Annotated in this window: 10 protein-coding genes, 2 tRNA genes and 1 pseudogene; 8 read left to right on the top strand and 5 right to left on the bottom strand. The window is 73.3% G+C overall.

Features of this window, described 5'->3' with window-relative positions; genetic code table 11:
- The first annotated feature begins 340 nt into the window (after nt 1–340).
- The gene (locus ADY01_RS28130; RefSeq protein WP_049579125.1) at nt 341–1,219 is read left to right on the top strand and encodes an ABC transporter substrate-binding protein; all 879 of its coding nucleotides are present in this window, start codon (nt 341–343) and stop codon (nt 1,217–1,219) included.
- Between the two features lie 66 nt (nt 1,220–1,285).
- Here ADY01_RS28130 and ADY01_RS28135 read toward each other — a convergent pair whose 3' ends face one another.
- Nucleotides 1,286–2,146, bottom strand: a complete 861-nt coding sequence (locus tag ADY01_RS28135; protein WP_049579127.1) for an aldo/keto reductase — start codon at nt 2,144–2,146, stop codon at nt 1,286–1,288.
- Nucleotides 2,147–2,266: 120 nt separating this feature from the next.
- Between ADY01_RS28135 and ADY01_RS28140 the strand changes: the two genes are divergently transcribed.
- From ADY01_RS28140 to ADY01_RS28150, 3 genes are read left to right on the top strand one after another with little or no spacing between them, the layout of a single operon-like run.
- Nucleotides 2,267–3,166 carry a LysR family transcriptional regulator gene (locus ADY01_RS28140; protein WP_049579128.1) on the top strand — a complete coding sequence of 300 codons (900 nt, stop codon included), beginning with the start codon at nt 2,267–2,269 and terminating at the stop codon, nt 3,164–3,166.
- A gap of 19 nt (nt 3,167–3,185) precedes the next feature.
- Nucleotides 3,186–4,151: an aldo/keto reductase gene (locus ADY01_RS28145; protein ID WP_049579130.1), complete on the top strand. Its 966-nt coding sequence runs from the start codon at nt 3,186–3,188 to the stop codon at nt 4,149–4,151.
- Between the two features lie 8 nt (nt 4,152–4,159).
- Nucleotides 4,160–4,546 carry a barstar family protein gene (locus ADY01_RS28150; protein WP_049579131.1) on the top strand — a complete coding sequence of 129 codons (387 nt, stop codon included), beginning with the start codon at nt 4,160–4,162 and terminating at the stop codon, nt 4,544–4,546.
- Nucleotides 4,547–4,555: 9 nt separating this feature from the next.
- On the opposite strand, the gene ADY01_RS28155 is transcribed toward ADY01_RS28150, so the two are convergent.
- The 3 genes from ADY01_RS28155 to ADY01_RS28165 form a co-directional block, all read right to left on the bottom strand.
- Nucleotides 4,556–5,107: an NUDIX hydrolase gene (locus ADY01_RS28155; protein ID WP_049579133.1), complete on the bottom strand. Its 552-nt coding sequence runs from the start codon at nt 5,105–5,107 to the stop codon at nt 4,556–4,558.
- A gap of 100 nt (nt 5,108–5,207) precedes the next feature.
- Nucleotides 5,208–5,281 (bottom strand) — tRNA-Ile (locus ADY01_RS28160).
- 200 nt (nt 5,282–5,481) lie between these two features.
- A tRNA-Asn gene (locus ADY01_RS28165) sits at nt 5,482–5,554 on the bottom strand.
- A 164-nt stretch (nt 5,555–5,718) separates the two neighbouring features.
- On the opposite strand from ADY01_RS28165, the gene ADY01_RS28170 reads away from it, so the two are divergent.
- The 3 genes from ADY01_RS28170 (at nt 5,719) to ADY01_RS28180 (ending at nt 7,848) form a co-directional block, all read left to right on the top strand.
- The gene (locus ADY01_RS28170) at nt 5,719–6,012 is read left to right on the top strand and encodes a hypothetical protein (protein ID WP_049579135.1); all 294 of its coding nucleotides are present in this window, start codon (nt 5,719–5,721) and stop codon (nt 6,010–6,012) included.
- Nucleotides 6,013–6,137: 125 nt separating this feature from the next.
- The gene (locus tag ADY01_RS28175) at nt 6,138–6,908 is read left to right on the top strand and encodes an IclR family transcriptional regulator (RefSeq protein ID WP_049579137.1); all 771 of its coding nucleotides are present in this window, start codon (nt 6,138–6,140) and stop codon (nt 6,906–6,908) included.
- 85 nt (nt 6,909–6,993) lie between these two features.
- Nucleotides 6,994–7,848 carry an SMP-30/gluconolactonase/LRE family protein gene (locus tag ADY01_RS28180; protein WP_049579139.1) on the top strand — a complete coding sequence of 285 codons (855 nt, stop codon included), beginning with the start codon at nt 6,994–6,996 and terminating at the stop codon, nt 7,846–7,848.
- A 20-nt stretch (nt 7,849–7,868) separates the two neighbouring features.
- Here ADY01_RS28180 and ADY01_RS28185 read toward each other — a convergent pair whose 3' ends face one another.
- Nucleotides 7,869–8,219, bottom strand: a complete 351-nt coding sequence (locus ADY01_RS28185; RefSeq protein ID WP_159001471.1) for a hypothetical protein — start codon at nt 8,217–8,219, stop codon at nt 7,869–7,871.
- 30 nt (nt 8,220–8,249) lie between these two features.
- Between ADY01_RS28185 and ADY01_RS28190 the strand changes: the two are divergent.
- Nucleotides 8,250–8,743 (top strand): annotated as a pseudogene (locus ADY01_RS28190) (NADP-dependent oxidoreductase); the annotation flags it as partial.

Below are 8,743 nucleotides of genomic sequence, written 5' to 3' on the forward strand. Positions count from 1 at the left end.
CCCCCGCCGCCCCCCGCCCCCCTGCCGACGATCAGAAGGACGATGAACAGCACCCACACCACCGTGATCAGTTCCATGACCGCTTCCCCCGGTTCATTCGATGTGCCGTTCCCCTCCCCGCGAGTGATGCGCGAGCAAACGTTTCCGCTCGCCCTGTGAACGAATCGGGACACGACCGGGACGGCCCCGGGAAGCCGGCGGCGGGCGGCCCGGCGCATAACCGCCGGACGGGGTGGCAGGGATGAGACCACCGCCGCGGCGGCGCGGGGGCTCCCGGCGGACACTCGGCGCATCGACACGGGCGCATCGACACGGGCGCATCGACACGGAGGAGAACCTCATGTCGGCACAGGGCACATGGGAATTCATCGACGACCGGGGGCGGCGGGTCACCGCGCCCCACCGCCCGGCGCGGATCGTCGCCTATATACAGGCGGCAGCCGCCCTGTGGGACTTCGGCCTGCCGCCGGTGGGGATCTTCGGCTCCCAGCACGACGGCGACACCCCCGACGCCGCCAAGGCCGGGGACCTCCCCCTCGACCACATCCCCTACTTCGGCGCGGGCGGCGCCCTGCGCACCGACGACCTGCTCGCCACCGGCGCCGACCTGCTGGTCGCCGTCACCTATGACGACGAGCGCGTGTACGGGCTCGACGGCGAGACCGCCGAGCGGCTGGAGGGCGTCCTCCCCACGGTGGCGCTCGGGGTCGGCTCGGGCCGCGGACTCGGCGAGGTCCTCGACCGGTTCGCGGCGCTCGCCCGCTCGCTGCGAGCGGTGGCGGGCGACGCGGACGGAGAGCGGGCGGCCCGCCTCGACCGGGCGGTGAACCGGCTCCGTTCCGCGGCGCGGGCCCGTTCCGGCGCCCGGGTGCTCGCCCTCTCCGCCGCGGACGCGGAGACGGCGTACCTCGCCCGCCCAGCCACCTGGCCGGACCTGCGCGCCCTGGCCGAGCACGGCGTCCGGCTGGTCGAGCCCCCGGCCGGGCCCGGTACCAACTGGGCGACCACCGGCTGGACCGAGGCCGCCGCGCTCGGCGCGGACATCGTCCTGACGGACGTGCGGGCCAACGCCGCGCCCCCCGACGCCCTGGCCCAGAGCCCCGGGTGGCACGCGCTGCGCGACCGGGCCGCGATCGTTCCCTGGAACCCGGAGATCCCCGGCAGCCACCACGCCCACGAACGGTTCTTCGACGGCGTCGCGCAGGCGCTGGAACGGTAGAGGCCCCCATCCCCGCTCGGTGGGCGGGGATGGGGGCGGGCGCGTGCCACCCCGGCCGCACGGGGCTCAGGCGGCGTCGAGCAGGGCCAGTTCCTCGGCGGTGAGGGTCAGGCGGACGGCGGCGGTCGAGTCGGTGATCGACTGGGGGCGGGAGGCCCCGGGGATCGGGATGACGACGGGCGCCTTGGCCAGCATCCAGGCCAGGCAGACCTGGTGCGCGCTGACCTCGTGGGCGGCGGCGACCCGCTGGAACGGCGCGAAGCGCGAGCCGAGTTCACCGGCCCGCAGGATGCCGCCGAACGGGCTCCAGGGCAGGAAGGCGATGCCGAGTTCGGCGCAGAGTTCGAGCTCGGGCTCGCTGGACCTGAAGGCGGGCGAGAACTGGTTCTGCACGCTGACCAGCCGGCCGTCGAGGATCTCGTTCGCCTGCCGGATCCGCTCCGGGTCGGCGTTCGATATGCCCGCGAACCTGATCTTGCCCGCGTCCAGCAGGTCCCGGATCGCCCCGACCGACTCGGCGTAGGGCACCTTGGGGTCGGGCCGGTGGAGCTGGTAGAGCCCGATGGCCTCGACGCCGAGCCGCTTCAGGGACGCCTCGCAGGCCCGCTTGAGGTGCTCCGGGGAGCCGTCCAGGGTCCACGACCCGTCCCCCGGCCGCAGGTGGCCGCCCTTGGTGGCGACCAGGACGTCCGAGGTGTCGCCGCCGTAACCGGCCAGGGCCCTGGCGATCAGCGCCTCGTTGTGGCCGACCTCGTCGGCGTGCCAGTGGTAGGCGTCCGCGGTGTCGATCAGGGTGACGCCCTCGTCCAGAGCGGCATGGATGGTCGCGACGGACCGCCCCTCGTCGGGCCGCCCCTCCAGGGACATGGGCATGCCGCCCAGGCCGATGGCGCCGACCTGGAGTCCGCCGATCCGGCGTGTCTGCATGAGGAGCCTCCTCCGTGATCCGTGCAGGGGACGTCGACCAGTCTTCGCACCCGGGATTAATCTGTCCAACAGCGGTTTCTGATCGGATTGAGCGCTCCTGTCGATGAATCGAGGCGGTGGATGGAACTCCGGCAGCTGGAGTACTTCGTGGCGGTCGCCGAGGAGTGCCACTTCACCCGGGCGGCCGGCCGGCTGCGCGTCGCCCAGTCCGGGCTCTCCGCCTCGATCCGCTCGCTGGAACGTGAGCTGGGCGCGGCGCTGTTCCTGCGCAGCACCCGCCAGGTCCAGCTGACCGCGGCCGGGCGGGCGTTGCTCATCGAGGCCAGGCGCGCGCTGGCGGTGACCGACGCGGCGAGGGACGCGGTGGCCGCCGTCCAGGGGCTGCTCCGGGGGAGCCTGGCCATCGGCTCGCTCCAGTGCCAGCCCGCCGTCGACCTGCCGACCGTGCTGTCCCGGTTCATCGCCGACCACCCGGGGCTCGACATCCGTCTCCGGCAGGGCGGCTCCCGGGAGTTGACCGAGCTGGTCCTCACCGGCCGGCTCGACGTCGCGTTCGTGCAGCGTCCGGCCCGTCCGGCCGAGGGGCTGCTGGTCCGGCCGCTGACCAGCGAGCCGATGGTGCTGGCCTGCGCCCCCGGCCACCGGCTGGCCGGCCGTGACCTGGTCGACCTGGCCGAACTGGGCGCGGGCGAGCGGTTCGTGGACTTCCAGCCCGGCTGGGTCACCCGCGACCTCGCGGACACCGTGCTGACCGCGGCGGGCTTCGAGCGGCGGGTGGCCCTGGAGGTGACGGATGTCCACACGCTGCTCGACCTGGTGGCGATCGGGCTCGGAGTCGCGCTCGTGCCCCGGTCGTTCACCCGCAAGACCGCCAGGGTGCGGTTCGTTCCGCTGGCCGGGCCCCTCCCCGAGTGGGAGGTCGTCACCCTCACCCACGACCCGACCAGCGCCGCCGCCGGGGCCCTGCTGCGCGAGCTGGAGGCCCAGCGCGCACGGGGGCAGGGAACGAAAGCGAACTGACCCGGTCTACTGTCGTCGCATGCGCTATCGCACGTTGGGCAGAAGTGGTCTTTCGGTGTCGGAGATCGGTTACGGCGCCTGGGGCATCGGCGAGTCGGGCTGGGTGGGCGCCTCCGAGAACGAGTCGCTGCGCGCCCTGCACCGGTCCATCGACCTCGGCGTCACCCTCATCGACACCGCCCGCGGCTACGGCGAGAGCGAACGCATCGTCGGCAAGGCGCTCGCCGAGCGGCCGGGGGACGAGGTGTACGTGGCGACCAAGGTGCCCCCGAAGAACGGGATCTGGCCGGCCCCCGACGGCCTCGACCCCTCCGAGACGTTCCCCGGCGCACACATTCGCGCCAGCCTGGAGACCAGCCTGCGCACCAGCGGCCTCGACCATGTCGACGTGCTCCAGTTCCACGTCTGGAGCGACGAGTGGATCGGCCGCGGCGACTGGCTGGAGACGATCGCGGACCTGAAGGCCGAGGGCAAGATCCGCCTCTTCGGCGTCTCGATCAACGATCACCAGCCCGGCAACGCGCTCGAACTGGTCCGCGGCGGCACGGTCGACACCGTCCAGGTCATCTACAACATCTTCGACCAGGCGCCGGCCGCCGCCCTGCTGCCCGCCTGCGCCGAGCACGGCGTCGGGGTCATCGTCCGGGTGGCCCTCGACGAGGGCGGCCTGACCGGCGCCGTCACGGGGGACACCACGTTCCCCGAGGGCGACTTCCGCGCCTCCTACTTCCGCGGTGACCGCGCCGCCGAGGTCGAACAGCGGGTCGCGGCCATCGTCGCGGACCTCGGCATCGAGAAGGACGCGATCGCCGAGACCGCCCTCCGGTTCGTGCTGAGCGACCCGGCCGTCTCCACCGTCATCCCCGGCATGCGCACGGTCCGCAACGTGGAACGCAACACCGCCGTCGGCGACGGCCGGACGCTGACCGCCGGGCAGCTGGCCACCCTCGCCCGCCACCGCTGGCAACGCAACTTCTACGGCTGACGCGAGCCGTGACAGCGACGTACGTGCTGGACGGCACGCGGATCACGACGCTCGACGACTTCTGGCGGGTCATCGGCGAAGCGGTCAACGGTCCCGGGGGCTGCTTCGGCCAGAATCTGGACGCCTTCGCCGACTGCCTCGGCGGCGGGTCCGGGACCCCGGACGACGGCGACTACGTGGTCGAGTGGCGGGACCACCAGGTGTCCCGCCGCCATCTGGGCCATCCCGAGACGGCCCGCCGGCTGGAGATCCGCCTGTCGCGCTGCCACCCCGCGAACCGCCCCGCCGTCGCCGCCGAGCTGGCCGCGGCACGCGAGGGGCGGGGGCCGACCGTCTTCGACTGGCTGCTCGCGATCTTCGAGGAACGCGCCCCCGGCGTCCTGCGGCTCCGGTGACCGTGCCGATCAGCGGCGTTCCGCGCGCTCCTCGGCCCGCTCATGCCGCCATGCGAGGAGGCGGCGGTACGCCTCCAGGCTGTCCGGCGTCCAGGTCCACTCGTCGAGTCGCCGCCGCAGCTCCTCCTCGGTGAGGAACGCGTGCCAGGCGACCTCCTCGGCCTGCGGGGCGACCGGTGACGCGCAGCGCGTCTCGTAGATGGAGCACCACCAGGTGTGCTCGGGCGTCTCGTAGAGGAACTTGAACAACGGTGCCGGTGCGGGCAGGCCGGACACTCCCAGTTCCTCCTCGGCCTCGCGCAGCGCCGCCCCGTCGTACGACTCGCCCGCGCCGACCACCCCGCCGACGAACATGTCGTACAGCGACGGGAAGACCAGCTTCCGTGCGGTGCGGCGGTGCACGAAGACGCGCCCCGCCGCGTCCCGCGCCAGCACGAACACCGCGCGGTGCCGCAGCCGTTGGGCATACACCTCGCCGCGCGGGGCCCGGTCCACGACACGGTCGTGCTCGTCAACGATGTCCAGCACCTCGTCCGCCGACAGCGGCGACTGATTTGTCATACCGGCATCCAACAGCAGCCGCGTGGGAGAAACGACCGGCCCGACGTATCCCGGCCGCCGAGGACTCACGCCGGAACGGCTCCCCGAGGGAGCCGGAGGGTGGGGCGGGTGGGACTCGAACCCACGGCCGACGGATTATGAGTCCGTTGCTCTAACCGGCTGAGCTACCGCCCCGTAACGGCGTGCCGCGCACATCTGTGCGCGCCGTCTGCCGCAGCATAGCTGCTCATACGATCTGCCGCCCGGGTCGGGGCAGGTCCTTCGCAGGGTGGGACTGCGGGCATGGGGTGATCGGTTCCCGGGCTTCGGGGAGTGATGCGTGAGAAAGGACAAAGGGCCCCGGACGGGGCCCTTTGGGTGATTCCATGGACGTGCTCCCCCGACTGGACTCGAACCAGTAACCTGCCGGTTAACAGCCGGCTGCTCTGCCAATTGAGCTACAGGGGACTGCGCCGCGCGGTCCGCTCCCCGGTGGGCGGGGGCGCTTCCTTGCCGCGGCCCATAGATTAGCGCATGCCAGGGCGTGCTTCGAAATCGGTATTCGGGTCACCCGGTTGTGGGTGGCGCGGCCAGCCAGGAGAAGATCGGCAACGGGAGAAGGGAAGCGTCCCATGCGCAAGCTCATGTTCATGGCCGGGGTAGCGGTCGGGTACGTCCTCGGCGCGCGGGCCGGCAGGGAGCGGTACGAGCAGTTGCGGGAGGTGGCCGGGCGGGCGATGAGCAACCCGGCCGTGCGGAACACGATGGACACCGCGGCGCAGTCGGGCAGGCAGGCGGCGGTGCGGGCGGCAGGGGTCGTCGCCGACCGCGCGGGCGACCACCTGCCGGGGCCCGTCACGGAGAGGCTACGCTCGGTCGGAGGCCACGGCGGCGGAGCGCCGGACGGGGGCAGGGAAGCCTCGTAACGGGCATAGGGTTCACGTGCGGTTGTCTCGACCATTGCCCGCGGTGACGGGCCGTGGTTAGCGTATGTTCGGCATCCCGGCGCTTGCCCGGGATGCCGAACACTTGAGCGGCGGAGGCAACGGGCATGGGGCGTCGCGTACCGGCGGTGAGCCGGGCGTTGGACATATTGGAGCTATTCCTCGACGGGGACGGAACGTTGTCCGCCCCTGAGATCACGCGCAAACTCCAGCTGCCGCGGACGACGGTGCACGAGCTGGTCACCACGCTGGCGGCCCGTTCGTACCTGGTGCCGGTGCAGGAGCAGCCGGGCCGTTTCCGGCTCGGGGTGCGGACCTACCAGCTGGGCAGCAGGTACGCGGAGCAGCTGGACCTGGCGGCCGAGGGCCAGCAGGTGGCCAGGTCGGTGGCGGAGACCTGCGGGGAGACGGTGCATGTGGCCGTCCTCGAAGAGGCGGATGTGATCTACATCGCCAAGGTGGACAGCACGCACGCGGTGCGGATGGTGTCCGCGGCCGGGCGGCGGCTGCCCGCGCACTGCACGGCGGTCGGCAAGATGCTGCTGGCCTCGCTGCCGCGGGAGGAGCTGGACGAGCGGCTCCCGGAGGGCGAACTGCCCCGCATGACGCCCAACTCGATCACCTCGCCCTCCGCGCTCCGCGAGGTGCTGGCCGAGGTCAGGACGAGCGGGGTCGCCTCCGAGCAGCGGGAGTCCAACCCGGACGTGAGCTGTGTCGCGGCCCCGGTGCGCGACAGGGCGGGCCGCGTGGTGGCGGCGCTGTCCGTCTCGGTGCCGATGATCCGATGGAGCGCGGACCGCCAGCGCGAGCTGGCCGAGCTGGCGGTCAAGGGCGCCGGCGAGCTGTCGGAGCGGCTGGGCCACCACGGCCGTTCCTGAGGCGGAGCGCCCGGGAGTGCGTGCGGCGGCGGACGAGCGAGACAGCGGACGAGCGAAGCAGTCGAGAAGCGGAGAAGGGGAGAGCGTGGCCGGAGGTCTGGACATAGCGGTACGCGGGCGGGCCGAGCTGGGGGAGGGGCCGACCTGGGACCCGGCGGAGGAGCGGCTGATCTGGGTGGACATCCTCGGCTCCCGGGTGCACCGCTTCGACCCCGCGACCGGCCGGCGCACCGTGCAGACGACGGAGCAGCACGTCGGCGCGGCCAAGCCGCGGGCGGCGGGTGGCCTCGTGGTCAACCTCAGGGACGGCGTCGGGCTCTATGACGAGGCGGGGGCGTTCAGCTGGCTGACGCACCAGCCGGTGCCCGGCCGCCGGGGCAACGACGCGGCGGTGGCGCCCGACGGCTCGCTGTGGGCGGGCACCATGCGGTACGACGAGGCGGCGGGCGGTGGCGCGCTGACGTGGGTGGGCCCCGCCGGCGAGGCGGTCACGGTGCTGCCCGAGGTCACGGTGAGCAACGGCATCGGCTGGAGCCCGGACGGGTCGCTGATGTACTTCATCGACACCCCGACCCGGCGCATCGACGTGTTCGACGTGACGGAGGACGGGGGAGTGACGGGCCGCAGGACGTTCGTGGACACCGCGGGCCTGTCCGGCTCCCCCGACGGGCTGACGGTGGACGCGGACGGCTGCGTGTGGGCCGCGTTCTGGGGCGGCGCCGCGGTGCGGCGCTTCACGCCGGAGGGAAGGATCGACGTGGCGGTCGCGGTGCCGGTCTCCCAGCCGACGGCCTGCGCGTTCGGCGGCAAGGACCTGAGCGACCTGTACATCACCACTGCCTCGGTCGGAACGGACCCGGCCGCCGAGCCGCTGGCCGGATCCGTCCTGGTGGTCCCGGGCGCGGGGCAGGGGCTGCCGCAGCCCGCGTTCGCCGGTTAGAGCCGGGGCCAGGGTCGAGGTCAGGGCTCGGGCCAGGGCTCGGGGGGCGGGAGTTCGCCCGGGGGGACGTCCACGAGGACGCAGGCGTAGGCCGTGTCCCCGTCCTCCGGGCCGATCCCGGGGGGTGGCGGGCAGTGCTCGGCGCTCTCCTCCCAGCCGAAGTCCTCGTACGGGGTGGGCGGCGGGAGCAGGCCGCCCGTTCCGTGGGCCTCGCGCTCGCCCTCCGGCAGCGGAGGAGGCGACCCGCTCTCGTTCCCCGGCTCGCTCGTGCCCGCGCCCGGCGGCGCGGACGGGGCCTCGGGGAGGCCGCTGCATCCGGTCAGGAGCGCCGTCGCGGTCAGCAGCGCGGCCACGTGGTGTCGACGGGACATGGCCACGAGGGTACGGGGCAGGTGTGGGAGGTGATCCCGCACGTGGAGGAGACGACCGTGAACCTGCCCGCCACCGGCCGCGCCTGGCACCTGGTCTCCCGCCCGGAGGGGTGGCCCGGGCCGGAGGACTTCGCGCTGCGCGAGGTGGAGGTGGAGCCGCCGGGTCCCGGACGGCTGCTCGTGCGGAACCTCCGCCTGTCCGTCGACCCCTATATGCGGGGGCGGATGCGGGACCGGAAGTCCTACGTGCCGCCCTACCGGCTCGGCGAGCCGATGGACGGCGGCGCGGTCGGGGAGGTGGTGGCGTCGGCCGCCGAGGGGTTCGCGCCGGGCGACCTCGTGCTGCACGACCGCGGGTGGCGCGAGTACGCGGATGTGGCGGGCCGGAAGGCCACCAAGGTGCCCGCGGACGGGCCGCCGCTCTCCACGTTCCTCGGGGTGCTCGGCATGACCGGGCTGACCGCCTACGCCGGGGTGCTGGAGGTCGGGCGGCTGCGGGAGGGGGACGTGGTCTTCGTCTCGGG

Origin of the sequence: Streptomyces sp. SBT349 (genome assembly GCF_001083795.1) — a bacterium.
GTDB lineage: Bacteria > Actinomycetota > Actinomycetes > Streptomycetales > Streptomycetaceae > Streptomyces.

Excerpts from the sequence above, each read along its gene's own strand:
- ADY01_RS28170 (WP_049579135.1), top strand. The coding sequence starts at position 5,719 with ATGCGCAAGCTCATGTTCATGGCCGGGGTAGCGGTCGGGTACGTCCTC.
- ADY01_RS28130 (WP_049579125.1), top strand. The coding sequence starts at position 341 with ATGTCGGCACAGGGCACATGGGAATTCATCGACGACCGGGGGCGGCGG.
- ADY01_RS28145 (WP_049579130.1), top strand. The coding sequence starts at position 3,186 with ATGCGCTATCGCACGTTGGGCAGAAGTGGTCTTTCGGTGTCGGAGATC.
- ADY01_RS28135 (WP_049579127.1), bottom strand. The coding sequence starts at position 2,146 with ATGCAGACACGCCGGATCGGCGGACTCCAGGTCGGCGCCATCGGCCTG.
- ADY01_RS28175 (WP_049579137.1), top strand. The coding sequence starts at position 6,138 with ATGGGGCGTCGCGTACCGGCGGTGAGCCGGGCGTTGGACATATTGGAG.
- ADY01_RS28140 (WP_049579128.1), top strand. The coding sequence starts at position 2,267 with ATGGAACTCCGGCAGCTGGAGTACTTCGTGGCGGTCGCCGAGGAGTGC.
- ADY01_RS28155 (WP_049579133.1), bottom strand. The coding sequence starts at position 5,107 with ATGACAAATCAGTCGCCGCTGTCGGCGGACGAGGTGCTGGACATCGTT.
- ADY01_RS28185 (WP_159001471.1), bottom strand. The coding sequence starts at position 8,219 with ATGTCCCGTCGACACCACGTGGCCGCGCTGCTGACCGCGACGGCGCTC.